26 protein-coding genes and 1 pseudogene are annotated in these 23,898 nt (G+C 71.5%); 15 read left to right on the forward strand and 12 right to left on the reverse strand.

All coding sequences use genetic code 11. The annotated features are described in order from the left end of the window. Positions 1 to 118: 118 nt before the first annotated feature. Positions 119 to 490 carry a hypothetical protein gene (locus NYF13_RS08825; protein ID WP_315655525.1) on the forward strand — a complete coding sequence of 124 codons (372 nt, stop codon included), beginning with the start codon at positions 119 to 121 and terminating at the stop codon, positions 488 to 490. Further along, positions 491 to 1,114, forward strand: coding sequence for a DUF3558 domain-containing protein (locus NYF13_RS08830; protein ID WP_315655526.1), 624 nt, complete (start codon positions 491 to 493; stop codon positions 1,112 to 1,114). Positions 1,115 to 1,372: 258 nt separating this feature from the next. Here the strand turns inward: NYF13_RS08830 and NYF13_RS08835 are convergent, their stop codons facing one another. After that, positions 1,373 to 2,077, reverse strand: a complete 705-nt coding sequence (locus NYF13_RS08835; RefSeq protein WP_315655527.1) for a hypothetical protein — start codon at positions 2,075 to 2,077, stop codon at positions 1,373 to 1,375. Positions 2,078 to 2,291: 214 nt separating this feature from the next. Here NYF13_RS08835 and shbA point away from each other — a divergent pair, with 214 nt between their 5' ends. Continuing rightward, positions 2,292 to 2,939, forward strand: coding sequence for an RNA polymerase sigma factor ShbA (shbA, locus tag NYF13_RS08840; RefSeq protein WP_396286802.1), 648 nt, complete (start codon positions 2,292 to 2,294; stop codon positions 2,937 to 2,939). A 78-nt stretch (positions 2,940 to 3,017) separates the two neighbouring features. Here the strand turns inward: shbA and NYF13_RS08845 are convergent, their stop codons facing one another. Continuing rightward, positions 3,018 to 3,437 (reverse strand): MarR family transcriptional regulator, encoded by a 420-nt coding sequence (locus NYF13_RS08845; RefSeq protein ID WP_315655528.1) that lies wholly within the window; start codon positions 3,435 to 3,437, stop codon positions 3,018 to 3,020. A gap of 58 nt (positions 3,438 to 3,495) precedes the next feature. Here NYF13_RS08845 and NYF13_RS08850 point away from each other — a divergent pair, with 58 nt between their 5' ends. Continuing rightward, a complete protein-coding gene (locus NYF13_RS08850) occupies positions 3,496 to 4,053 on the forward strand; it encodes a DUF6790 family protein (RefSeq protein ID WP_315655529.1) in 558 nt (185 codons plus the stop codon). Positions 4,054 to 4,242: 189 nt separating this feature from the next. Here NYF13_RS08850 and NYF13_RS08855 read toward each other — a convergent pair whose 3' ends face one another. Beyond that, on the reverse strand, positions 4,243 to 4,470 hold the full coding sequence (locus NYF13_RS08855) for a hypothetical protein (protein ID WP_315655530.1): 228 nt from the start codon (positions 4,468 to 4,470) through the stop codon (positions 4,243 to 4,245). Between the two features lie 227 nt (positions 4,471 to 4,697). Between NYF13_RS08855 and NYF13_RS08860 the strand changes: the two genes are divergently transcribed. Beyond that, the gene (locus NYF13_RS08860; protein WP_315655531.1) at positions 4,698 to 5,258 is read left to right on the forward strand and encodes a hypothetical protein; all 561 of its coding nucleotides are present in this window, start codon (positions 4,698 to 4,700) and stop codon (positions 5,256 to 5,258) included. A 19-nt stretch (positions 5,259 to 5,277) separates the two neighbouring features. Here NYF13_RS08860 and NYF13_RS08865 read toward each other — a convergent pair whose 3' ends face one another. Both NYF13_RS08865 and NYF13_RS08870 read right to left on the reverse strand, forming a co-directional pair. Beyond that, positions 5,278 to 6,111, reverse strand: a complete 834-nt coding sequence (locus NYF13_RS08865) for an acyl-CoA thioesterase II (protein ID WP_315655532.1) — start codon at positions 6,109 to 6,111, stop codon at positions 5,278 to 5,280. A 202-nt stretch (positions 6,112 to 6,313) separates the two neighbouring features. Next, positions 6,314 to 8,008: an alpha/beta fold hydrolase gene (locus NYF13_RS08870; RefSeq protein ID WP_315655533.1), complete on the reverse strand. Its 1,695-nt coding sequence runs from the start codon at positions 8,006 to 8,008 to the stop codon at positions 6,314 to 6,316. Positions 8,009 to 8,161: 153 nt separating this feature from the next. Here NYF13_RS08870 and NYF13_RS08875 point away from each other — a divergent pair, with 153 nt between their 5' ends. After that, on the forward strand, positions 8,162 to 8,725 hold the full coding sequence (locus NYF13_RS08875; protein WP_315655534.1) for an RDD family protein: 564 nt from the start codon (positions 8,162 to 8,164) through the stop codon (positions 8,723 to 8,725). Here NYF13_RS08875 and NYF13_RS08880 read toward each other — a convergent pair. The 3 genes from NYF13_RS08880 to NYF13_RS08890 form a co-directional block, all read right to left on the reverse strand. Then, positions 8,663 to 9,313: a response regulator transcription factor gene (locus NYF13_RS08880; protein WP_315655535.1), complete on the reverse strand. Its 651-nt coding sequence runs from the start codon at positions 9,311 to 9,313 to the stop codon at positions 8,663 to 8,665. The genes NYF13_RS08875 and NYF13_RS08880 overlap by 63 nt on opposite strands. Before the next feature lie 22 nt (positions 9,314 to 9,335). Next, positions 9,336 to 10,505, reverse strand: coding sequence for a histidine kinase (locus tag NYF13_RS08885; RefSeq protein ID WP_315655536.1), 1,170 nt, complete (start codon positions 10,503 to 10,505; stop codon positions 9,336 to 9,338). A 240-nt stretch (positions 10,506 to 10,745) separates the two neighbouring features. Then, positions 10,746 to 11,732 carry a small ribosomal subunit Rsm22 family protein gene (locus NYF13_RS08890; protein WP_315655538.1) on the reverse strand — a complete coding sequence of 329 codons (987 nt, stop codon included), beginning with the start codon at positions 11,730 to 11,732 and terminating at the stop codon, positions 10,746 to 10,748. A 149-nt stretch (positions 11,733 to 11,881) separates the two neighbouring features. Here NYF13_RS08890 and NYF13_RS08895 point away from each other — a divergent pair, with 149 nt between their 5' ends. From NYF13_RS08895 to NYF13_RS08910, 4 genes are read left to right on the forward strand one after another with little or no spacing between them, the layout of a single operon-like run. Beyond that, a complete protein-coding gene (locus NYF13_RS08895) occupies positions 11,882 to 12,307 on the forward strand; it encodes a YciI family protein (RefSeq protein WP_315655540.1) in 426 nt (141 codons plus the stop codon). After that, a complete protein-coding gene (locus NYF13_RS08900; RefSeq protein WP_315655541.1) occupies positions 12,307 to 12,660 on the forward strand; it encodes a YciI family protein in 354 nt (117 codons plus the stop codon). The genes NYF13_RS08895 and NYF13_RS08900 overlap by 1 nt, the downstream gene beginning before the upstream one ends. 54 nt (positions 12,661 to 12,714) lie before the next feature. Next, positions 12,715 to 13,974: an RNA polymerase sigma factor gene (locus tag NYF13_RS08905; RefSeq protein ID WP_315655542.1), complete on the forward strand. Its 1,260-nt coding sequence runs from the start codon at positions 12,715 to 12,717 to the stop codon at positions 13,972 to 13,974. A gap of 16 nt (positions 13,975 to 13,990) precedes the next feature. Continuing rightward, entirely contained in the window at positions 13,991 to 14,575 is a 585-nt protein-coding gene (locus tag NYF13_RS08910; protein ID WP_315655543.1) for a dienelactone hydrolase family protein, read from the forward strand. A gap of 68 nt (positions 14,576 to 14,643) precedes the next feature. Here the strand turns inward: NYF13_RS08910 and NYF13_RS08915 are convergent, their stop codons facing one another. Further along, positions 14,644 to 15,420, reverse strand: coding sequence for an IclR family transcriptional regulator (locus tag NYF13_RS08915; RefSeq protein ID WP_315655544.1), 777 nt, complete (start codon positions 15,418 to 15,420; stop codon positions 14,644 to 14,646). A gap of 239 nt (positions 15,421 to 15,659) precedes the next feature. On the opposite strand from NYF13_RS08915, the gene NYF13_RS08920 reads away from it, so the two are divergent. From NYF13_RS08920 to NYF13_RS08935, 4 genes are all read left to right on the forward strand, one after another. After that, positions 15,660 to 16,886 carry a MurT ligase domain-containing protein gene (locus tag NYF13_RS08920; protein WP_315655546.1) on the forward strand — a complete coding sequence of 409 codons (1,227 nt, stop codon included), beginning with the start codon at positions 15,660 to 15,662 and terminating at the stop codon, positions 16,884 to 16,886. Further along, positions 16,879 to 17,592 (forward strand): glutamine amidotransferase-related protein, encoded by a 714-nt coding sequence (locus NYF13_RS08925; RefSeq protein WP_315655547.1) that lies wholly within the window; start codon positions 16,879 to 16,881, stop codon positions 17,590 to 17,592. The genes NYF13_RS08920 and NYF13_RS08925 overlap by 8 nt, the downstream gene beginning before the upstream one ends. Before the next feature lie 676 nt (positions 17,593 to 18,268). Beyond that, positions 18,269 to 19,720, forward strand: a complete 1,452-nt coding sequence (locus NYF13_RS08930; RefSeq protein WP_315655548.1) for an ATP-binding protein — start codon at positions 18,269 to 18,271, stop codon at positions 19,718 to 19,720. A 2-nt stretch (positions 19,721 to 19,722) separates the two neighbouring features. Then, a complete protein-coding gene (locus tag NYF13_RS08935; RefSeq protein WP_315655549.1) occupies positions 19,723 to 20,391 on the forward strand; it encodes a response regulator transcription factor in 669 nt (222 codons plus the stop codon). 490 nt (positions 20,392 to 20,881) lie between these two features. On the opposite strand, the gene NYF13_RS08940 is transcribed toward NYF13_RS08935, so the two are convergent. After that, positions 20,882 to 21,283 (reverse strand): CoA-binding protein, encoded by a 402-nt coding sequence (locus NYF13_RS08940; protein ID WP_315655550.1) that lies wholly within the window; start codon positions 21,281 to 21,283, stop codon positions 20,882 to 20,884. Positions 21,284 to 21,603: 320 nt separating this feature from the next. Beyond that, positions 21,604 to 22,107, reverse strand: a complete 504-nt coding sequence (locus tag NYF13_RS08945) for a VOC family protein (protein ID WP_315655551.1) — start codon at positions 22,105 to 22,107, stop codon at positions 21,604 to 21,606. A 90-nt stretch (positions 22,108 to 22,197) separates the two neighbouring features. On the opposite strand from NYF13_RS08945, the pseudogene NYF13_RS08950 reads away from it, so the two are divergent. Then, positions 22,198 to 22,500, forward strand: a pseudogene (locus NYF13_RS08950) (4-oxalocrotonate decarboxylase); the annotation flags it as partial. Between the two features lie 525 nt (positions 22,501 to 23,025). On the opposite strand, the gene NYF13_RS08955 reads toward NYF13_RS08950, so the two are convergent. Beyond that, positions 23,026 to 23,895, reverse strand: a complete 870-nt coding sequence (locus NYF13_RS08955; protein WP_315655552.1) for an alpha/beta hydrolase — start codon at positions 23,893 to 23,895, stop codon at positions 23,026 to 23,028. Positions 23,896 to 23,898 lie beyond the last annotated feature (3 nt).

Here is a 23,898-nt window from a genome sequence, read left to right on the forward strand (position 1 = left end):
CAGCTCGTCAGCCTGCCTTCCACGACTGGCGGCAGGGGTTGCCTCGTTCGTTAGCATCAGGGCTGCTGACCTCGCTGCACCGGGGTGGCGAGACAACGCATCGAGGGGGCTATTCGACGTGTCCGAGGTACCGCCCATACCGCCTGTCCAGGTCGGCGGCTACGGCCCGGCCGGGGGCTACAAGTTCAGCGCCGATGAAGTCGACGGGGTCATCAAGCAGTGGGAAAATCTGCTGGTCGAGGCGCGGAAAGATCTCGAACATGCCCGCACTGTCGCAAATGTCAAAGCGCCTGCGAACGAGTTCGCCAGCGATGACTTCATCGCCAAGGGTGCGAACCCGTCGGGGCAGTCTTTGCTGGAGCAGCATCAGCGGATGGTCGACTACACCACCAACTTCATCACGGCGCTGAAAGCCGCGAAGAACAAGATCGCCGTCGCGGAGCAGGAAGCCGCTGATGCTGCCGACATCAAGAACACTGGAGGAGTCTGAGTGCGCGTCGAAGCTTCCCGTCTTCGCCAGGTCAGGGACGTTGTCGCTCTGGTGGTCGTCGCTGCCGTATCGCTCACCGCCTGCAGCGGTGGGGGTGATTCGACCGGCAACGGGTCTTCCCCATCGAAGACAGCACCGGACACGTCCTCACCGGGAGGCGACCCGGCTCTGAAGGTGCCCGCGCCGCTCCCTGCGCAAGCGCTGCTGAGCAACCCGTGCAGCGCGTTGACCGACGCTGAACTGAAGGATGTCGGGTTGACGCCGCCGGGCGAGCTCACACAGGGACCTCCAGCGCTGTGTGACTGGTCCTCGCTCTCGACCAAGCAAAACGGGGTCGGAGTGGGAGCGGTGCCGCAGAACAAGGGTGGGATCAGCGACATCTACGACCAGAGGGCGAAGCAAGCCTACTTCCAGCCGGTCACGGTCGACGGTTATCCGGGGGTTTTCGCCGACACCCAGGACGGCCGGCCTTCGGGCAGTTGCAGTCTGTGGGTGGGGATCACGGACCAGCTCGCTTTCACCGTGGTCACCAGTATCACCATTGGCCCGAACAAGGCTCAGCCGTGCGACGTCGCCCGGAAAGTGGGCACGGCGGTGGTCACGCACCTGAGGGGCGCTGCCTGAGCGGTGGTGAAATCCCCGGGGAAGGGCCTTGCCCCGCCGTCGCGCGGTTCGGCTGACCGAACACCACCGTGGTCACCTGTCCGTTGAAGTCGACCGGTGTCCGGCAGCCGTTGTCTGCATCGGTGTGGTGGTTGTCGGACACGGGAGAGCCGGGCACGGTCCCGGGCCGAGGTGGGCCGCGCCGAGGCGCCCGGGAGGAGCGGCGGACCCCGGACGCCTGCGGCGGCGACCGCCACCACCGACGTGTGGGCTCTCGCTTCAGCGGATCGGGAAGCGGACCGCGACCTCGGCCAGCGCGTCCAGCGTGCTGTCGTCGAGGTGGCCGGTGGCGGGGTCGGTCTCGGCCACGATCATTCCCGTCCGGTCCGGGCGTGAGTGGTAGTGCCGGCCGGTGAGGTGGACGCCGGTGAGGCCCAGTACGGCGGCGATCTCCAGCGGGCGCACGTCGCCGCTGCCCTGGATCCGCTCGACCTTCTCGAACGCGGTGGCCTGCTTCGCGGTGCGGAATCCGACGCGCACGACCGAGATCACCGCGGCGTCGCCCCGGCCGTCACCGACGGCCAGGAGCATGCGGTTCAGCGTGGTGCAGGGGGTGTGGGTCAGGAACTCGCGCACTTTTCCGCTCGAGGCGGTGAGGCAGTCGGTTTCCCGTTCGGCCCGCTTCTCGAGGCGTTTGAGCTTGAACCGGCTCAGGGCTTCGTCGGTTTTTCCCCGCTCGGCCGACTTCCGCGCTTCGGCCTTGCGGGTCTTGAGGGAACGGCCGGGCAGCGAGTCGACGACGTCACCGGCGGTGTTGCCCGCCAGGGCCTCCGAGCCGGCCCCGGCTCCCGCGCCGAGCCCGGTTCCGGTCAGTGCCGTGCCCCCGATGACCACAGCGGTCGCGGCGGCGACGACTCCGCCTTTTCGGCGCAGCTTGACGCGGCGGCCGTCCGGCAGGGTGCGCCACCCACTGTCCTGCGCCACCGTTGATCCCCCTCGATCGATCCGTGAACCAGTACCTTCGTGTTCCTATTCTGGGTGCTTTCCCGTCGGGTGAACTCGTCGATTAATGGACAGAAACGCGACAGTGGCATTGTCCGTGCAACGACCCCGCGCCCGGCACCGATTACTCGTTCACCAGTGGCGGAAATCGTCGGGGAGTGAGTATGGGAATCCACTGCAGTGGCGGGAGCGACCGGTGAGCGCGCCGGCTCGAACGGCCCGCGGCCCGGCCGGGACCGTCGACGGTTACGTCGCGCTCGGGTCCGCGCCGCGGCCCGGGGCGCTGGAGGACGAGCTCGCGCCGGCCGTGGCCGCGGCCCGCTCGGGTGATCCGGAAGCCGTGCAGGAATTGCTGCGCCTGATCAAACCGACGGTGGTGCGGTACTGCCGCGCCCGGCTCGGCGGCCGGGACCTGTCGTACCTCTCCGCCGACGACGTGGCGCAGGAGGTGTGCCTGGCGGTGCTCAAGGCGCTGCCGGGCTACGAGGACCGCGGGGGCTCGTTCCTCTACCTGGTGCGGGCGATCGCGGCGAACAAGGTGGCCGACGCGTTCCGCGCGGTGGCCCGGGACCGCTCGAACCCGGTGCCGGAACTGCCGGACCACCCGCTGGTCTTCAACGAACCGGAGGCCCACGCCCTGCACGGAGACCTCGGCGCCCGGCTGGGCCGGCTGATGTCGTCCCTGCCCCGGATCCAGCAGGAGATCCTGGTGCTGCGGATCGTGGCCGGGCTGTCCGCGGCCGAGACCGCGCTGGCGCTCGGAATCTCCCCGGGGAACGTGCGGATCTCCCAGTTCCGGGCGCTGACGAAGCTGCGCGGGATGATCGAGGACCAGGAGCTGTGAGCGCCGCGCTGTTCGGGACCGTGCGCTGACCGCGGTGGTCGCCATCGGTTCCCGGCGCTGCGCCCCGCCCGGTCCCGCCTAAAGCGATTCGATGATCTCGGCCAGCCGGAGGGTGTCGGCCAGGTACTGGTCGTAGGGGAAACCCCGTTCCAGCAAGGCGAGCCGGAACGCTTCGGCCAGTGGTCTCCCGTTGGTGTGGTAGGCCTCGCGGCCGGTGTCGGTGAGCTCGACCAGCCGCCGGCGCGCGTGCTCCGGGTCCTGGGTGACCCGGAGCAGCCCGTCCTGTTCGAGCGGCCGCAGCGCCCGGCTGATCGCCGGGTCGGAGACGCCCACGGCCAGGGCGAGCTGGTGCTGGGTGGCCGGCTCGACCTCTTCGAGCGCGCCCAGCAGCCGGAGCTGGCTGTAGCTGAGCTCGCTGTCCGGCCCGGCATTCCGGCGGCTGGCCTCGCCCAGCAGGGTGACCACGCGGTGCAACAAGTCTGAAAGTCCATCGTCCACGAGCATCAGCCTACATCAGTGTTGACAAGTTAATATTAACCATGCAAGACTCATTCCCATGAGCACAACGAGCTACCTCGCCCAAGCCGCCGTCCCTCTCATCTGGCTGGTCATCGCCTGCGTCGGAGCGCTGGTGCGCACCCGCGGCGTCCACGACCGCGTCGCCCGGCTGGAAACCTGGCAGCGGTGGTGGTCCATCGCCGCCCTCGGCTGCGGCAGCCTGTGGATGTTCGTGTCCTTCATGGGCGTCCCGGATGTCATGGCGGAGGCGATCGGCTTCAACCGCACGCCGTTCATGTTCGAGATCGGCTTCGCCAACCTCGGCCTGGCCTACCTGGGCCTGCGGGCTGCTTCGGGCTCCTACCGCGAGCGCATGACGGCGGCCATCAGCTCCGGGCTGTTCCTCTGGGGCGCCACGATCGGCCACCTCTACCAGGCCGCCGCCAACGGCGACAACCACCCGGGCAACGTCGGCGGGGTCCTGATCTACGACGTCTTCATCCCGGCGGTCATGATCATCCTGGCCCGGCGGTGGCGGACCGCGCAGAACCACGCCGACCAGGCCCGGTCCGGCGATCACGCTCCCGTGGACCAGCGCCATCCCATCGCCGGGTGACCGGGCGGCGCGAAGCCACCCCGTTCGAACCCCCAGCCCCTCCATCGCCCCGCTCGTCCGGCCCCCACACCGTCCGAGCCCCAGCTCGTCCAACCCCCCCAGCTCGTCCAACCCAGTCGTCCGACCCCCAGCGCTCCGGAACCGCGAACCGTGGTCCCGGAGCGCTTCGTCCGTTCCGGGGGAAGAAGCTCAGGAAGCCGCGGCGAGGCGGACGCGGCGGGTGCGCGCGTAGGAAACCTGCTCGCGGACTTCGTCGGTGGTGAGGATGCGGATGGCGTCGGCGGTCAGCTCCGCCTCGGCGACCTGCAGCGGCCAGGACTTCAGGCCCGGCGCCGGCTCGTGCCAGAACCACTGGCCCCGCGTGAGGTCCTCGGCGGCCACGGTGGTCTCGGCCACGGTGGTCTCTTCGGTGTTCATGTCCGGAGCCTAACCAGCACCACCGACAGAAAACGGCCCGGCCGATCCGGTTCGCCGGGGTGGTGACGCCGGTCACTTTCCCGGTCCGAACCGGCCCGGCCGCACCCGCCGGGATCCGGGGATTCCCCCACCGCGGCCCGGTCCGGTGACCGGTTTTTGCGACCCACCCGCCCCTGCCCTAGGCTGCGCCGCACCACCGGAAGAACCGGAAGAACAGGAACGGCGCGATGCCCCTGCCCGACTCCGGGTCGTACCGAGACCTCGACCTGCCGACGATCCTGCGCATGGAGCGCCGGCTGCCCTGGCTGGGCTGGCCGCACCTGCCGCTGGGCCTGCTGGTCTGCGTGGCCGCGATCCTGGCCGCCTACCGGGTTCCGGTGGCGTTCCAGACGACCACGGCGCTGGTCGCCGGGGCCGGCGCCGCGGGCGGGTTCTGCGGTTACGTCTGCGGGCTGGTCATGGTCAGCCAGCCCGACCTGGTGAAGACCGGGCGCCTGCGCTGGCGCCGGACCCGGTTCCTGCGGGCGGTGCTGTTCCTGATGACGCTGCTTTCCGCCGCGTCCGTGGTGGTCTTCGTGGTCTGCCACATTTCGCTGCTGGCGGGCTCGACCGCGACGCGGCCGTTCGCGCTCTCCCTGCCCGCCGGGGCTTACCTCGGGCTGGCGCTGGCCAGCACGGTGCTCGCGGGGGTCGAGACGCGCCAGGTCTCGCGCGTGCTCGGCCGCACGGCGCTTCAGGCGGTGGAGCCCGCGCCCGTCCCGGCCCCGCGGGTGCGGCTCGGCAACTAGTCCTCTGTGGACCCGAAGCTCAAAGCCGTTGCCGCAGCAGGACTTCCTGCGTCACGGACGCGACCAGGCGCCCGTCGGTGGTGAAGAACTCACCGTGGGCCAGCCCGCGGGTGCCGGCGTAGGTGGGGCTCTCCATGTCGAACAGCAGCCACTCGTCCGCGCGGAACGGGCGGTGGAACCACACCGCGTGGTCGAGCGAGGTCAGCTGCGGCCGGCCCGGGTCGCCGCGGTGGGGGAGCCAGGCCGTGCCGGCCAGCCGGATGTCGGAGATGTAGGTGAGCGCGCAGACGTGGGCCAGCGGGTTGTCCGGCAGGCTGTCCTTGGCCCGCACCCACACGCGCTGGCGCGGGCCGTGACCGACGTCCGGCAGTCCGGCGACCGGGTCGGAGATGAACCGGACCTCGATGGCGGCCAGCACGACCGCCGACTCCTCGGTCTCCACCGTGGCGATCTCGTCCGGGCCCGGCACCTCCGGCATCTGCGCCTGGTGCTCGCTGCTTTCGGCCGCCTTCTGGAACGAGGCGGACAGGCTGAAGATGCTTTCGCCGTTCTGGATCGCCACCACGCGCCGGGTGGTGAACGAGCCGCCGTCCCGGGTGCGCTCGACCTCGTAGACGATCGGCATGTCGGTGCGGCCGCCGCGGATGAAGTACCCGTGCAGCGAGTGAACGCCGCGCTCGGCGGGCACCGTCGCGCCGGCCGCGGTGAGGGCCTGGGCCGCGACCTGGCCGCCGAACGCCCGTTGGGGCGAGCCCTGGTGGCAGGAGCCGCGGAACAGGTTCTCCTCGAGTCGTTCCAGCTCGAGCAGCTGAGCCAGGCCGAGGTGCGCGGGGTCGGTGATCACGATACCCATCCTAAGCGCCCGCTCAGGCTGCGCTCGGGAGAGCCGTGACACGATGATCACCGGACTCGGCGACCCGGCGGCGTGGACCGCGGAGAGGGCGACTTCGCCGAGGAAGCGGCCGCCGGCCTCCTGCGGTGCACCGCCGGGCCGGACCGGCCGGGCGGGGTCCGCCTGGTCGCGGACCCCGCCCGGCTGCGGCCGATCGGGTCGGTCAGCGCTGCTCGTTGAGCCGGCTGACCTTGTCCTGCGTGCTCTCGCGCAGGGCGGAAAGCCGGTCCGGCGCCGGCGCGACGGCCAGACTGTGCGACGCACCGCCCACCGGTCCGGCCACCGGGTACACCTGGTGCTCGCCGACCAGCGGGACCCCGGGGCAGGTGGTGGCGCCCGGGCGGGAGTTCTTGGTGAGGAAGACGTTCACCAGACCGTCGACGCACGGGTTGCCGCTCAGCGCGTACTGCCCGTGGAACGGCGAATCGTCCACCGAGACCAGCGGGACCCCGGCCGAGCGCGCGCCCGACTTCGCCTGCTCGTACCCGGTCTGCGGGTCGAACTCGCCCTGCACCACCAGCACGTTCGCCCGCACCTGGGCCGGCAGGTTCGGCAGCTCGTGCTGCGGCGCCTCGGACCAGTAGCCGCACGGCTCGGTGATCCCGTAGGCCCAGCCGTAGATCGGGTCCACCGGGCCCTGCCGGTCGCTGAGCCGCTTGTACCAGCTCGCCGAGCGCGTCGGCTGATCGCCGCAGGCCACGGAGAAGCGGGTGCCGGGCACCTGCGAGTAGTCGGGCGCCGGGAGGCCGGCCACGACCTTCGCGACCGTCAGTTCGGCCGCCGGGACGCCGAACGTCGTGCGCGACTGCGCGTCCAGCCGGTCGGCCAGCGCGGCCGGGGCGGGGGAGGCGGTGCCATCGAGGGCGTCTGCACCCAGCTTCAGCAGCAACGCGCCGAGGAGCCACTGGAGCGCGCTCCCGTTGCCGACGAAGAAGTGGTCGAAGTTGTCCGGCGAGATGCCGTTCGTCCGGTAGTAGTCGCGGATCCGCTCCACCTTCTGCCTGACCTGGGCCGGGGTCCGGCCCAACTGGTCCGGGAACTGCCGGGACAGCCAGGGCAGGTAGACGTCGTCGGTCTGGCGCTGGTCGATCACCGGGAACGCCTCGAAGTCGGCCTGCAGGCGGCCCTGGAAGTTCACGCTGGAGTCGAGCACGATCTTGCCCACGTGGTCCGGGAACATCGACGCGTACTTCGCGCCCAGCCAGGTGCCGTAGGAGTAGCCGAGGTAGTTCAGCTTCTCGTCACCCAGCAGCGAGCGGATCAGGTCCATGTCGTGGGTGGTCTGCCAGGTGGTGATGTACGGCGCGAGCGCGTCGCTCTGGCAGGCTTCGGCGATGGCTCGCGGGGTCTGCTGGTGCAGCGCGATGCTCTGGGCCGAACGGTCCCGCGCGTCCAAGGGGGTCTGCGGCAGCCGCCCGGTGGGCACGTTGCACTGGAAACCCTTGTCCGGACTGCCTTCCTGGCCGGTGCCGCGCGGGTCCATGCCGATCAGGTCGTAGGTCTGGCCGACCGAGGGCTCCAGCCCGGCCAGGATGCCGGCCAGCGAGGTGCCCTGCCCACCGGGGCCGCCGGGGTTCACCAGCAGCGCGCCCTCGCGTTCGCCGGTCGCCGCGGCCCGGCTGATCGACACCTTGAGGTCGACGCCCGCGGCCGGGTCCGCCCAGTCCCGGGGGACGGTGATCTGCGCGCACTGCGAGGGTTTCGCGCCGTCGGCGGTCTTGAACGCGCAACTGCCCCAGGTGACCGGCTGGCTGGTGTACGGCGCGAGCGGGTCGTCGGCCGCGGACGCCGTGGCGGGCACCGAGGCCGCCACCACGGCCGCGGCGAGCGCGACCAGCCCTGCTCTGGAAGTTCGCACCGGAGTTCCTTTCGTCCATGGACGGATCGGCTCCGAGTTTCACGGGCCCGGGCGGCCGGGCGATCAGCCCGAAGTACGAACTTCGGCTGCCCCATCGACCCTGAGTACGAGGACCGGCGCGCATCCGGTGGCGGCAGCGGTGATGATGGGGGAATGACCGCTTCCCGGCCTTCACGCACGCGCGGGCTCGGCCTGGTGGGCCGGCGGATCGTCCAGTACGCGCTGGACCAGCTGATCGTCACCATCCCGCTCCTGGTGCTCATGGTGGCGGTGGTGTGGCTGTTCCATCCGACGGGGCGGACCCCGCTGCTGGACTTCCTGCGCGTTGTCCTGATCACGGTCCTGGTGCTGGACTTCGCCGGGCTGTGGTTCTTCGCGATCTGGTGGCCGCACCGCCACGGCGGGCAGACGCCGGCGATGCGCTGGCTGCGGCTGCGCGTGGTCACGCTGGACGGCGGCCGGCCGCCGTTGCGGGCCTACGTGATCCGGGAAGTGCTGATGCTGGTCGACGGGTTCGTCTGGGGGCTGGCCGGCATCGGGCTGATGCTGTTCACACCGCGGCACCAGCGGCTGGGCGACCTGGTCGCCGGGACCGTGGTGGTGAAGGTGGCGCGGGCGCCGGAAATCGAGCCCGAACCCGGCGAACCCGCGGAGTCAGCGGACCAGGCCGCTCTCCCAGGCCCAGATGGCCATCTCGGTGCGGTTGCGCGCCCCTAGCTTGCGCTGGGCCGCCGCCAGGTGCGTTTTCACCGTGGAGAGCGAGACCACCAGCGAGCCGCAGATCTCGGCGTTCGTCTGGCCTCGCGCGACCGCCTTGACGACGTCCATTTCTCGCTGCGTCAGCGGGCTGTCCGGCTCGGAAGGTTGACGCGGGACGCTTCCGACGAAGTGCGACAGCAGTCGCGTTGTGATGGCGGGTGAGACGAGTGCTTCGCCGTGTGAAGCAGCGTGCACGGCTTCGATGAGCAGCGTCGCTCCGGCGTCTTTCAGCAGGAAGCCGCACGCTCCGGCGCGAAGGGCCGCGTGCACGTTCTCGTCCAGCCCGAAGGTGGTCACCATGACCACGTGCAGCGGATCGGTGACGTCCGGCCCGGCCAGCAGCTTCGTGGCCTGAAGCCCGTCGATGCCGGGCATCTGGATGTCCATCAGCGTGACGTCCGGGCGCAGTTCGCGCGCGAGGCGCACGGCGTCCTGGCCGTCGGCGGCCTCGCCGACCACCTCGATGTCCGGCTCGCCCTCCAGGATCAGCCGGAAGCCGGTCCGGACCATCGACTGGTCGTCGGCGATCAGGACTCGAACGGGCACGAGAGGCTCCTCGGAGACGGGTTCACACGGGTTCCAGCGGGAGCCGGGCGGCGACGCGCCAGCGGTGCCCCGCCTCCGGCCCGGCCTGAACCGTACCGCCGACGGCGCTGACCCGTTCGGTCATGCCGATCAGGCCGTAACCGCCGGGGCGCGCGGGCCGGGCGGCGCCGTCGTTGACCACCTCGACGGTCAGGCCGTTGCGCTCGTCGTGGCCCACCCGCACGCGCACCTCGGTCGCGCGCGGGGCGTGCCGCCGGACGTTCGTGAGCGATTCGGTGATCAGCCGGTGCACGGTCGTGACCACCTCGGGGGTGGCGGCGAGGTCCGCGAGCCCGTCGGGGACTTCGAGCCCGACGCTGCCGTCATCGGGCACCGCGCGGTCCACAGCCGAAGCGAGCCCCGACGGCGGGGTGAACAAGTTCTCCTCGTCCGTGCGGAGAGTGCCGACGAGCCGGCGCATCGACGCCAGGGCTTCCGCGCCGGCCGTTTCGATCTCGGCGAACGCCGCGGTGTCGCCGCCTTGGCGCTCGGTGACGCGATGAGCGGCCTGGACCCGCACGACGATGCCGGTGATCTGGTGGGCCACCAGGTCGTGCAGCTCGCGGGCCAGTCGCAGCCGCTCGGCGGTGCGGACCTCGACGACCTCGGCGCGGGCGCGGGCGTCGGCGTCCCGCTGGATCAGCCCGATGGCCAGCGCGACGCCCCAGGCCAGCGCGGCGGCCGCGGCGAAGAGGGCCTCGGGCGAACCGCCCCCGTAACGCAGGATCGGCGCGGCCACGGTGGCCAGCCCGCCCAGCGCGGCCTGGCCGAAGGCCGCCCTCGGCGCGAGCCGGTGGCAGGAGGCGCCCACGACCAGCGCGATGGCCAGCGCCTCGGCCGCGCTGGGCTGGGGCGGGAAGCGCTGGCCGAGCGCGCCGATCCCCGCCGTGATGGCCGTGCCCAGCAGGGACAACCCGGAGACCGCCGTGGCGACGGTCGCGGTGTGGTCCGGGAACCGCCGCCGCAGCACGGCCAGCACGGCGACCACCGGGGCCAGCCCGGGGACGAACATCGCGGCGAGCCCGGCCAGGGTGCCCTCCGCCGGTCCGGAGCGGAAGAACAGGACGGTGTCGAGCACCACCAGCACGCCGAGCGTGGCCGACTCGGCGAACAGCGGACCGCGACGGCCGGTCCAGGGGAGTGGGCCGATCATGGGGCTCCGGGCGTGGTCATGGCGTCGATCGTGCCCGCTCCACGGTCCGGCTGCCTCCTGCGGGCGACCGAAACCGGGTCGGCCGGGGGTACGAGTTCAGCCGAAGCTCACCCGAGCCGGTCGCCGGTGAGGTCGATGGGTCCAGCCGGGGTGCCGGTCGGCCGGTGCCAGGTGGACGGCCCGCGATTCCGGACCCGGTTCACGAGGGAGTGCGAAGCCGCTTCCCGCCGGTGGACCCGCTCACTCCGTGCGCCACGCATCGCCCCATTCGGCGTCCCGGGCCGCCCGGTAGCGCGGGCCCTGCCGCTTCGACACCGCCACGCCCGGGGCGAGACCGTCCACAGTGCACAACTCGAGCTGGACCCACCCCTTGTTCTTGCGCGGGTGCCGCAGGATCCGCGCGGACGGCCGGACCGCCGGAGCCGGCTCGGCCGAGGCCACGACGTAGGAGAACTTCTCGTCCTCGAACCCCAGCGTCCCCGCCTTGATCCGCCGGTGCACCCCCGAGCGCGGCAGCCGGGCGGCGAAGTGGCACCAGTCCTCACCGGGGCGGATCGGGCACTCGTCGTCGTGCGGGCAGGGCGCGACCACGTGCCGGTCCAGCCCGCGCAGCACGTCCCGCGCGGCGCGGATCCGCGCGAAGCCCGCGGGCGTGCCCGGTTCGATCAGCGCCACGGTGCCGGCCTTCGCGGCGAGCCAGCGGACGGCCTCGTCGCGGCCGCGCTCGGGCAGCTCGCCCAGCACGTACGACAGGGTCACCAGGTCGGCCTCCGGCGCGGCGGAGGTGGGGTCCACGAGCCCGCGCCGCCAGGTCGTGCCCCGGACCGCCGGCGAAACGGCCGTCGACGCGAGCTTCCGGCCCAGCGCGAGCGCCCCGTCGACCTGCTCGATCACCGTGCACTTCTCCAGCGAGGGCCAGACCTGGGCCGCGGCCCACACCGCCGCACCCGTGCCACCGCCGATGTCGATCTGAGTTCGCGGTGCGAAGCCGGGTGCGGCTGCCGCCGCTTCGCCGAAGGCTGCGGCGACCGCCGCGTACGTGGCTGGCATGCGGTAGCCCGCGTACGCGGCGATGTCGATCTCCGACGAGAGGATCGGTGACGTCGCGGCTTCGCCCTGCCGGTAGCGCGTGCTGAGTTTGTCGACCGCCTGAGCGAGCCGTGATTCGGGGAACCGGCCCAGTTCGCCGTCGAGGGACGAGCGGAGGTCGTCGGGGAGTAGCGCCACGAGCGGAAATTCTCCCACGCCCGTTTCGTCCCTCGGTCAGCCGTCTGACCTGCTAGTTTCGGCGCCGGGAAAAAGTTCGGCCGAGGTGTCGATCCGGGGGCGCGTCGATCGACGCGTAGGTGGAAGCAGACGAGAGAGAGGATCTTCCGATGCGGTTCATGGTGATCATGAAGGCCAGTGAAGAGAGCGAAGCGGGCCAGTTGCCGAGCACGGAGCTGCTCACGGAGATGGGCAAGTTCAACGAGGAGCTGGTGCGCGCCGGGGTGATGCTGGCCGGTGAGGGTCTCACCTCCAGCGCCGAGGGCGTGCGCGTGAAGTTCGACGGCAAGGCCGAGCCCACCGTGGTCGACGGGCCGTTCGCGGAGACCAAGGAGCTGATCGCCGGCTTCTGGATCCTGCAGGTGCGCTCGAAGGAGGAGGCCATCGAGTGGATCAAGCGGGTGCCGAACACCGACGGCGTCCACCACGAGATCGAGATCCGGCGCGTCTTCGAGGCCGAGGACTTCGGTGACAACCTGACCCCCGAGCTGCGCGAGGCCGAGGCGGGGCTGCGGGCGGAGAGCGGGCAGAACTGATGCGGTTCATGGTGATGGTGAAGGCCAGCCCGGAGAGCGAGGCCGGCCGGCTCCCGAGCGAGCGGCTGATCGCGGAGATGACCGAGTTCAACGACAAGCTGGCCGCGTCCGGGCACCTGCTCAGCGCCGAGGGCCTGACGCCGAGCTCGCAGGGTGCGCGGCTCTGGTTCTCCGGGGAGGGCGCGCCCGAGGTGATCGACGGGCCGTTCGCCGAGACCAAGGAGCTGGTGGCCGGCCTCTGGATCCTGCGGGGCGAATCGCTCGAGGAGATCGTCGAGCTGATGAAGCGCGCCCCGAACCCCGACGGGCAGCCGGGGACGGTGGAGATCCGGCCGCTCGTCGAGGTGGGCTGACGGCGCGCCCGCCCGAGGGTTGCCCCCGGGCGGGCCACCCGGTGTGATGGGCCGGTGGAACGACAGGGGACGCGCGGCGTCGTCGAGGCGGTGTGGCGGATCGAGTCCGCGCGGGTGATCGCCGGGCTCGCGCGGATGGTGCGCGACGTCGGGCTCGCCGAGGAGCTGGCGCAGGACGCACTGGTCGCCGCCCTGGAGCAGTGGCCGGAGGCCGGCGTGCCGCGCAACCCCGCCGCCTGGCTGACGACCACGGCGAAGCGGCGCGCGATCGACCACTTCCGGCGCGCCGAGAACTTCGGCCGCAAGCTCGACGAGCTGGGCCGCGAACAGCGCGTCGGCGAAGGCGTGCTGCCGGACTTCGACGCGGTCCTCGACGAAGAGCACATCGAGGACGACCTCCTGCGCCTGGTCTTCACGGCCTGTCACCCGGTGCTGTCCACCCCGGCCCGGGTGGCTTTGACCCTCCGGATGCTCGGCGGGCTGACCACGGACGAGATCGCGCGCGCGTTCCTGGTCAAGGAGTCGACGATCGCGCAGCGGATCGTGCGGGCGAAGAAGGCGCTGGCCGAGGCGAAGGTCCCGTTCGAGGTGCCGGTGGGCGAGGAGCGCGTCGCGCGGCTCTCCTCGGTGCTGGAAGTGATCTACCTGGTCTTCAACGAGGGTTATTCCGCCACTCGCGGCGAGGACTGGATGCGCCCCGCGCTGTGCGAGGACGCGCTGCGCCTCGGCCGGGTGCTGGCCGGGCTGATGCCGGCCGAGCCGGAGGTGCACGGGCTCGTCGCGCTGCTGGAGATCCAGGCTTCGCGCTCGGCCGCGCGCACCGGGCCGAACGGCGAGCCGGTGCTGCTGCTGGAGCAGGACCGCGGCCGCTGGGACCAGTTGCTCATCCGCCGGGGCCTGGCCGCGCTGTCCCGTTCGGAGGAACTGGCCGGCGGCGCCTACGGCCCGTACTCGGCGCAGGCCGAGATCGCCGCCTGCCACGCGCGCGCCCGGACCCCGGAGGCGACGGACTGGACCCGGATCGCCGCGCTGTACGAGGGCCTGGCCCGGATCACGCCGTCGCCGGTGATCGAGCTGAACCGGGCCGTCGCCGTGTCCATGGCGGCCGGTCCCGCGGCGGGCCTCGAACTGGTCGACCGGCTGCTCGACGAACCCGCGTTGAAGACCTACCACCTGCTGCCCAGCGTCCGCGGGGATCTGCTGGTGAAGCTGGGCCGCCCGGCCGAGGCCCGCGCGGAGTTCGAACGCGCCGCCGGGCTCACCGGCAACACCCGCGAACGCACCCTGCTGCTGGACCGCGCCGCCACCTGCTGAGAACCGGGAGAAGAAGATGGCCGAAGTCGTGCTGTTCCACCACCTGCACGGGCTGACCCCGGGCGTCCGCGATTTCGCCGCGACGCTGGAGAAGTCCGGCCACACGGTGCACACCCCGGACCTCTACGAGGGCCACGTCTTCGAAACCTTCGACGAAGGGCTGGCGTACGCGCAGGAGACCGGGTTCGGCACGGTCCGCGAACGCGGGAAGCAGGCCGTCTCGCCATTGCCGGGCGAGCTGGTCTACGCCGGGTTCTCACTCGGCGCGATGCCCGCCCAAGAGCTGGCCCAGACCCGTCCCGGCGCGGCGGGCGCGCTGCTGTTCCACGCCTGCGTCCCGGTCGAGGAGTTCGGCGGGCCCTGGCCGTCCGGCGTGCCGGTGCAGGTCCACGGCATGGACGCGGACGAGCTCTTCGTCGACGGGGGCGACCTCGAAGCGGCCCGCGCCCTGCGGGCCGAGGTCGCGGACGCCGAGCTCTTCCTCTACCCCGGCGACCGGCACCTGTTCGCCGACCGCAGCCTGCCCGACTACGACGGGGCCGCGGCCGCGCTGCTCACCGAGCGCGCGCTGGCTTTCCTGGAGCGCGTCAGGGGAGCATGAACCGAGCGCGGGTCACCGGCGTGAAGGTCTCGAATCAGCTCATTTGCCGCTCCGGCAACGAAAAGGGGCTACCGGGTGCGGACGTAACCGAGCCGCAGCGACAGCGCCGCGGCGGTGCCGGCGACGGTCGCGCCGAGCTCGTCGACGCGTCGCAGCACCCGCTGGGCCGGGCCCGCGACGCTGATCGCGGCGATCGGGCGGCCGGAGTGGTCGCGCACGGCGGCGGCGACGCAGCCGACGTCGGGTTCGTTCTCCACGTCGTCGATCGCCCAGCCGCGGCGGTTCGCCTTCGCGAGGTCGTCCAGCAGCCGGACGGGATCGACGATGGTCTTGAAGGTCAGGCTGTCCAGCTTCATCCGGCGGATGCGCTCCAGCCGGTCCGGCTCGGGCAGCGCGGCGAGCCAGGCCTTGCCCAGCGAGGTCGCGTGCTGCGGGCGCCGGGTGCCCAGCCGGCAGGCGAGCGTGACGGCGTTGGCGCTGCGTTCGGTGGCCACGTAGACCATCGCGTCGTTGTCCGGCACCGCGAGGTAGGTCGTCTCACCGGACCGCTCGGCCAGCGAAGCGAGGTAGCGCGGGGCGCAGCGGTGCAGGTCGGTCGCGGCCATCGCGCGAGCGCCCAGCTCGACCAGCCGGGTGCCGAGCCGTACGCGCCCGGTGATGCTGTCGGCTTCGAGGTATTCGAGCTTCTTCAGGGTGCCGACGATGCGGTACGCGGCGCTGCGGGAGAGCCCCAGCTGCCGGGCGATCGCGTTGGTGGAGATCTCCTGGTGCTGCCCGACGTGCTCGAGCACCGCGAGGCCGCGCTCCAGGGTGCCGCTCTGCTCCAGCCCGCGCTCCGTGTCCACGTCGGCCTCCACCCGGCTCGGTTTCCCGGTCAGCGGTAGGTGTTTCCGCTAAACGGGGTTGGACGGTAACACCTCGGATGTATATGCGGAAGATCTTTCACGTATGTCCTGTGCTCTGCACCGGGAGTTGCCCTGAATGGTTCAACCTCCGATCGTTAGGAAGGCTGGCAAATGATAACTGAGACCGGGGTCACGCTCTCAGCGAAATCACAACACCCGCGGGTCAGGGTTCGGCCCCGATGTCCCCCACCCAGTTGCGCACCCGCATGTCCATCGCCACCGGACGGCTCACCGCCCGGCTCTCCCGCGCCGCCGGCCTCGGCCAGGGCGGGGTGATCGGCGGGCGGGTCACGTTGAAGCTCGATCCGGACGTGCTGCACCGGCTCGGCCGGGAACGCACGGTCGTGCTCGTCACCGGCACCAACGGCAAGACGACCACGGCGTTGATGCTCACCCGCGCGCTCGAGGCCCTCGCCGACGTGGCGTCGAACAGCGACGGCGCGAACATGCCGGACGGGGTGGTCGCGGCGCTGGCCGCGCGGCCGGACGCGCCGTACGCGGTGCTGGAGGTCGACGAGGGGTACGTGCCGTGGGTGGCCGCGCAGGTGCGGCCCGCGGTGCTCGTGCTGCTGAACCTGAGCCGCGACCAGCTCGACCGCGTCGGCGAGGTCCGGGGCATCGAGCGCGACCTGCGGGCGGCCATCGCTTCGCTGCCGCGGACGACGGTGGTCGCGAACTGTGACGACGTGCTGGTGACGTCGGCGGCGTCGGCGGCCGCGCGTCCGGTGTGGGTGGGCACGGGCCGCCGCTGGTCGGGCGATGCGACCACGTGCCCACGCTGCGGCAGCGCGGTGACGCACGCGGCGGCGACCTGGAACTGCGAGTGCGGCTTCGCGCGACCGCAACCGTCGTGGGTCCTGGACGGCGAGCTGGTGACGACGCCCGGAGGTCGCGAAGTCGACCTGGACCTGCGTTTGCCCGGCGAGGCGAACCGGGCCAACGCGGCCCTGGCGCTGGCGGCCGCGCACTGCGTCGGCGTCCCGCCGCACACGGCCGCGGCCCGGCTGCGCACGATCACCGACATCGGCGGCCGGTACCGGACCGTGCGCCGCACCCGCCATTCGGTGCGGCTGATGCTGGCGAAGAACCCGGCCGGCTGGGCCGAGACGTTGCGCGTGCTGGACGAGGACACCCCGGTGGTCGTCGCGGTCAACGCGCAGGAGGCCGACGGCCGGGACATGTCGTGGCTGTGGGACGTCCACTTCGAACGCCTGCGCGGCCGTCAGGTGGTGGTCGCCGGGGAGCGTTCGGCGGATCTGGCGGTGCGCCTGTGCTACGCCGAGGTGGCGCACTGGGCCGCGGCGGACCCGGTGCGGGCCATCGACTCGCTGCCGCCCGGCGGGGTCGAGATCGTGGCGAACTACACCGCCTTCCGCGACCTGGTGGACCGGCTCCCGAGTGGCTGAGTCGACCGTCCGGATCGGGCTGTTGCTGCCGGAGGTCCTCGGCACCTACGGGGATTCCGGCAACGCGCAGGTGCTGTGCAAGCGACTGCAGTGGCGCGGCCACGAGGCCGAGGTCGTGCCCGTGGCACTGGACAGCGAAGTTCCGTCTACATTGGACATATATCTGCTGGGCGGTGGGGAGGACTCGGCGCAGGTCCTGGCCGCCCGTCGCCTGCTGGCTTCCCCCGGGCTGACCCGCGCCGCTTCCGCGGGCGCGCCGGTCTTCGGCGTCTGCGCGGGCCTGCAGATCCTGGGCACCCGCTTCCGCGGCTTCGACGGCGCCGATCATCCCGGAGTGGGCCTGCTGGACGTCGTCACCGCCCCGTCCCCCCGCCGAGCCGTGTCCGAACTCGCGGCGATCGGCGACCTGGTCGACACCCCGTTGACGGGCTTCGAAAACCACCAGGGGACGAGCACTCTGGGCCCGGGCAGCGTCGCGCTGGGCCGCGTGGTCCGCGGCACGGGCAACGGCGACGGCACCGAGGGCGCGGTCACCGGGCACGTGGTGGGGACCTACCTGCACGGCCCGGCCCTGGCCAGGAACCCGGCTCTGGCGGATCTGCTGCTGTCCTGGGTTCTGGGACGGGACCTGCCGAGCTTGGCGATGCCGGAGGTCGAGCTCCTGCGCTCGGAACGCCTGGCCGCACTACCCCGCCGAATCCGATGAGCCCCCGGGCGGCCGTCCCCGCGGCTGCCCGTGCTGCGGTGGTCTCTGGTGCCGTGACCAGGACCACCACCATCGCTGCCGCCACTGCTGGTGCGGTGCCCACCGTGGCGATGGCCGCCGTGGCGATGGCCACCTCCTTGGCGACTACCTTCGCGTCGGTCACCTTCGCGATGGTCACTTTCGCGTCGGCGACCTCCCCGGTGGCCACCGTCGCGTCGGCCACCTCCGCAATGGCTACCGTCGCGCCGGCCACCTCCGCGATGGCCAACTTCCCGATGGTCACCTTCGCGATGGCCCCGACAGCCCCGCCCCGACCGACACCCGCGGTCCTGCCATCGACACCCCCCACCGACCCCCACCTGCCGCGGCCCCCGACCCCCTCACCCCCGACCGGCTACGAATCCCACCCAGCCTTTCGCGGCCCCCATCCCCCTCACCGCAATCCCCACCCGCCTCGACTCCGCTCGCGCCCGGCTCAGCCCGGAACCCTCCTGCCCCAGCGCCGCCACCCCGCAGTCCCGCCCGACCCAGTCCCGCCCGACCCAGTCCCGCCCGACCCAGTCCCGCCCGACCCAGTCCCGCCCGACCCAGGGGGCCAGCCCGAACCCAGTCTATCGCCGCCCCCCGACGAAACCCGCCGTCCGCCGGAGTTGTCCACAGAGGTGCCCAGATGTGGATGAGTGAGCCGCTGCCCGCCGATCCGGCCGATCCCGCCGGCCCGGGCAGTTACGCTGCGTATGTGAAGATTCTCGCCGCTACCGGCGTTCGGATGCGCACCACCGCGGTGGCCGTGATGGCGTTGGCGCTCGCCATCGCGACCGCGTGCGTCGTGGTGGTGCTGCTGCTCGAGGAGTCGCTCGACCGCAGCGTCACCGAGAGCGCGCGCAGCACGGGCCGGCAGGTGGCGATCCAGCTCGTCCGCGAAGGAACGCGAGACCTGTCCTCCAGCGACGTCGCCAGCACCGGCGACACCGAAGCCGTCACGCAGGTGCTCGACGCGAGCGGTAAGCCCATCGCGAGCGACCCTGCCATCACCGGGCAGCCGCCACTCACGATGGCGCGGCCCGAGTTGGGGCGCGAGACCGTCGAGACCCTGCCGCTCGGGCTCAACGGCGACGGCAGCGAATACCGCGTCGTCTCGCAGGAGGTGAGGGGGCCAGGCGGCCCGTTCACGGTCATCTCCGCCCGATCGCTGGAACCCGTCACCGAGGCGTCCACCCGGCTGACCCTGCTGCTCGCGGTCATTTCCTTGCCACTGCTGGGTATCGCGGGGCTCGCGGTGTACCGCGCGGTCGGCTCGGCGCTGCGGCCGGTCGAGCGGATGCGCCGCACCGTCGCCGAAATCTCCACCCGCGACCTCGCCGCGCGCGTGCCGCTGCCACCCGGCGGGGACGAGGTGCACCGCCTCGCCGTCACCCTCAACGGAATGCTGGGCCGTCTCGCGTCCGCGCAGTCCGCGCAGCGCCAGTTCGTCGCCGACGCCAGCCACGAGTTGCGCTCCCCGCTTTCGACCATCAGCACCGCGCTCGACGTCGCCCATCAGCACCCCGAGACCACCGGCGAGCTGGTCCCCGTGATCACCCGCGAGACCGCGCGGTTGCGCGAACTGGTCGACGACCTGCTGGTGCTCGCCCGCACCGACGACACCACCGACCGCCCGTCCCGAACCGAAGTCGACCTCGACGACATCGTCCGGGCCGAGGCCGAGCGCGTGCGTGCGGAAGGGCCGGTCGAGATCGAGGTGCGGGCCGGTCCCGCGAAGGTGCACGGCAGCGAGGCGCAGCTTCGACGGGCCGTGCGCAACCTCGTGGACAACGCTCGCGGCCACGCCCGCAAGCGGGTCCGCGTCGCCAGTTCGGTGCAGGACGACAAGGTCGTGGTCGAAGTCAGCGACGACGGTCCTGGCATCGCCGAAGCGGATCGCGAACGGATTTTCGAGCGTTTCGTCCGCTTGGACGCCTCTCGGCAGCGCGGGCACGGCGGCACCGGCCTCGGGCTGCCAATCGTCGCCGGCATCGCCGCCCGTCACGGCGGTTGCGCGCGTTACGCCGACGTCCACGACCCCAGTTACCCCGGTGCGCACTTTCGCATTGAGCTGCCCCGGTTCGATCTGTCGGAGGAGGACTGACCATGCGGTTGTTGATCGTGGAGGACGAGCGTGAACTCGCGGAAACCTTGCGCCGCGGTCTGCTCGCGGAGGGTTTCACCGTGTCCGTCGCGCACACCGGGCCGGACGGGCTGTGGTCGGTCACCGAGCACGACTACGACGCCGTGGTGCTGGACATCATGTTGCCCGAACTATCCGGGTACGAGGTGCTGAAACGCCTTCGCGCCGCGCAGAACTGGACGCCTGTCCTAATGCTGACTGCCAAGGACGGCGAGTACGACGAGGCCGACGCCTTCGACCTCGGGGCGGACGACTACCTGTCCAAACCGTTCTCGTTCGTCGTGCTCGTCGCCCGCCTGCGCGCGCTGCTCCGCCGTGGCGCGCCGGCCCGTCCCGCCGTCCTCGAAGCCGGTGACCTCCGGCTCGACCCGGCGGCCCGGACCGTCCACAGGGGAGAGAAGCGGATCGAACTGACCGCGCGCGAGTTCGGCCTGCTGGAATTTCTGCTGCGCCGCCAGGGCGCGGCGCTGACCAAGAACGAAATCCTCGGCCACGTCTGGGACGCTCATTACGAGGGCGACGAGAACGTGGTGGAGGTCTACGTCGGCTACTTGCGGCGCAAGATCGACGCACCGTTCGGAACCCACACCATCGAGACGGTCCGGGGGGTGGGCTATCGCCTGGTGACCTGACTCTGTCGCCGGCCAAGAGGTGCAGGCTGTGGGCATGAGCACGCCGCCGCGGCGTCCGTGACCGGCGACAGAACGTCGCCCACCTGCGTGCTGGCCCAAGCTGACCAGCAACCAGCGTCTCGCCGGGCCAGCGGACCCTGCGCCACCGGCCCGGATCGTTAGCCGACATGGTCTGACTGCCTAGCCGAAGTAGCGTGGCCGACCAGTGGTTTAGCCTGGTCTTCGAGCAATGCGTCCGGACGTGCGAGCGGTTGCGGGCGGACGCGGCCTAGTTGCGATCGGGCGCGACTGGACTTGTGCATGGAACTGCCCCGGCCACGAGCGGACGCGGCCCGACTGGTGAGCGAGCACAGATCCAGGACGGGTCGACCGCGGCCCGATTCGCAAGCGAGTGCGATGCGGCCCTGCGCGATTGCGATGCGGCCCAGCCTCGCCCGAGTGCGGCTGAGCACCAATCCAGGTCTCACCGCGACGTTCGCCGGGGGCGGGTTCAGTTCTTCGAGATTGCCGCGACGGCTCGGACCACTGCGGTGCAACGGTTCTCGACGTACTCCAGGCCCGCGTCTTTGGCGATCCGGCGGGCCTCGGCCGAGACGAGGCCCTGCTGCAGCCACAGGGCTTTCGCGCCGATGGCCACGGCGTCCGCAGCGATGGCGGGGGCCTCGGGAGACGGGCGGAAGACGTCGACCAGGTCGACCGGTTCCGGGATGTCCTTCAGCGACCGGTAGACCTTCTCGCCAAGGAGTTCCGTCGCCGAGGGGTGGACCGGGATGATGCGGAAGCCGTGGGCCTGCAGGGTCGCCGGCACCCCGTGCGCCGCCTTCGCCGGGTCACGGCTGAGGCCCACGACCGCGATCGTCTTCGCGCTCGCCAGGATCTCTTCGGGTTTCATGTTGGTGGAACGCTCCGGGCGCAGCGAGGATTCCGCGGACGGTCAAAGTTGCACAGTCGCAGCCCGCGGACCCAGCGCACCGGCCAGGGGTTGTGCCGCAGGAACGCGTCCGTGCTGGTGAGGACGTTGCGGGCTGAGCGGGCAGCCACGTCCTGCCCGTCCGGTCACACCTCGCCCGAGGTACCGAGGGCGAGCCGGACCACCGTGACGAGGCTGCGGCTCTGAAGGTGCGGCGGGCGCCTTTTGGCCGGAATTCGGGGTTGAACAGGCGAATTGCCGTCGGGCTACCGGCTGTGGGGGGAACCGCGCCGACCGTGGTTTCAGCCAATCTTGGAGCCGTACATCTCTCCGAGGTCGTCGGAGATCAGCTCGATGCGGGCGCCGTCCGGGTCGGGGAAGTAGATCGAAGTCTTGCTTTCCAGCTGGTAGGCGACGCCGGCGTCGTCGAGCCGGGCGCGCAGCTCCTCCCAGCGCGCGGGCGGCACGGACAGCGCGAGGTGGTGCAGCCCGCCGAGTACCTCCGCGTACGGGCCGAGTTCGAGGCCCGGCAGGTCGAAGAAGGCGAGGGCGTTGCCGTTGCCGACGTCGAAGAAGAAGTGGCTGGACCCGGGATAGTCGCGGTTCTCGAACAGCTCGGTGAGGGGAAAGCCGAGAATGCCCTGGTAGAAGTCGATGGTCCGCTCGACGTCGCTGGAGATCAACGCGGTGTGGTGAATGCCCCGCCCGGGAGTGACGGGTCGCTGGTCGACGGGGTGGAGGTGCTTGCTCCGCAGCCGGTCGCGGTCTTCGGCGAGCTTCGCGACTTCGGACTCGGTAGGTGCCATCGGGGTCACGTCCTTCCTGGAGCCTGTGCGGAAAACGGTACGCCGGTAAACTCTCGCACGCAAGAGTTTTTCCAGCGAGAGAGATCGTCCGTTACGGACAACGCTTCCTCGGCGGCGTTCAGCCTCGGCCCGATTGGCTTGCCCCCGTCCTCACCGGACCTCTCACTGGAGGTCGACGGCCAGATCGTCGGCACCGCGACGGGTACCGCCGTCCAGGGGCACCCCGCTGAGGCCCTCGCCCTCGCGGCGAACGCGCTCGGCGCCCGCGGCCTCGCCCTTGAATCCGGCTGGCTGGTGTCGACCGGCGGCCTCACCGATGCCGTGGACCTACGCCCGGGTCCTCGCATGGCGGCTCACTTCTCGCACCTGGGCTCGGTGACGCTGTCTGGTTGACCCGGCCGGTGGTGCCTGGATGACCCGGTGGGTGACGCTCTCTGCGGGTTGGCGGGCGACGCACACTGGCGGGTGGCCGCGCCGGGCGGTAATCCGGCTCGCCGTGGGTGCTCCCCGGGGAGCAGTCCGGTCCGCCGCGTAGTGCTCCCCGGGCGTCGGTCCGGTTCGCCGTGTGGTGCTCCCGGGGCGTGACCCGGTTCGTCGTGTGGTGTTCCCTGGGTGGCGGCCTGGCTCACTTCGTGCTCCCCGGGCGGCGATCCGACTTGTCTGGTGCTCGCTGCGCGGCGACCCGGCTCGCCTGGTGACGCTTCCTAGACGGTCGGACTGGTGAGGTTCGCCGCGTAGCCCAGCCGGAGACGGTGTGTGAGCAGCGGTCGCCGGGTGGGACCCGGCTTGATGAAGAGCGCATGGTCGGCCCGTTGGGTGGCGCTCCTTGCGCGAGTTGGTGGGGATGCCCGGCGCCCGTCGTTGGCCGGTGGTTGGCTCGGGGTCAGGCCGGGTGGCGGTCGAGATCGCAGTAGTGGGTCAGGTGGTGGCGGACCGATCGGCGATGCGGCTGATGCCGTCGGTGACCCGGGGCCAGGTCTCGCGGGGGAGGTCGTGGCCCATGCCGGGGATGATGTCCAGGTCGGCGCGGAGGGCGCGGGCGGTGGCGCGGCCACCGGAGACGTGGACCAGCGGGTCGCGAGCGCCGTGGATGACCAGGGACGGGAGGTTCAGGCGGCGCAGGGCCGAGGTGCGGTCCGGGGTGGAGACGATGGCGGCCAGCTGGCGGATGGCCCCGCCGGGGTGCACGCCGCGGTCGAAGGTTCGCTCGGCGCGCTCGCGCATCCGCGGCTCGTCGAACGGGTAGCCCGGCGAGCCGATCAGGCGGAACGTCTTGAGCAGTAGCGCGACGTACTCTTCGCGCGAGTGTGGTTGCGTCGCCAGCATCATCGTCGCGGCACGCAGACTGGGCCGGCCCACTAGGCGGTTGCCGGTGGTGGACATGATCGACGTCAGTGACTGCACGCGTCCGGGGTGCCGGATGGCGAGGGTCTGCGCGATCATGCCGCCCATCGAGGCGCCGGCCACGTGGGCTTGCTCGATGCCGAGGGCGCCGAGCAGCCCGGCGGCGTCGTCCGCGAGGTCGGCGATCGTGTAGGGCGCGGACCGCAGCAGGTACGCCTGTGGCAGGTTCGCGCGGCCGGTCATGCGCGAGGACCTTCCGACGTCCCGGTTGTCGAAGCGGATCACGCGGAAGCCGCGCTCGGCCAGGCCCTCGCAGAACTCCTCGTCCCACCAGATCATCGGCGCGGCCAGGCCCATGACGAGCAGCAGCGGCCGGCCCGAGGGGTCGCCGAACGTCTCGTGGCAGAGCGTAATGCCGTTGACTTCGATCAGGGACTCGGTCATCAC

It is taken from the genome of Amycolatopsis sp. PS_44_ISF1 (assembly GCF_032335455.1).
In the GTDB taxonomy this organism is placed as follows: Bacteria; Actinomycetota; Actinomycetes; order Mycobacteriales; family Pseudonocardiaceae; genus Amycolatopsis.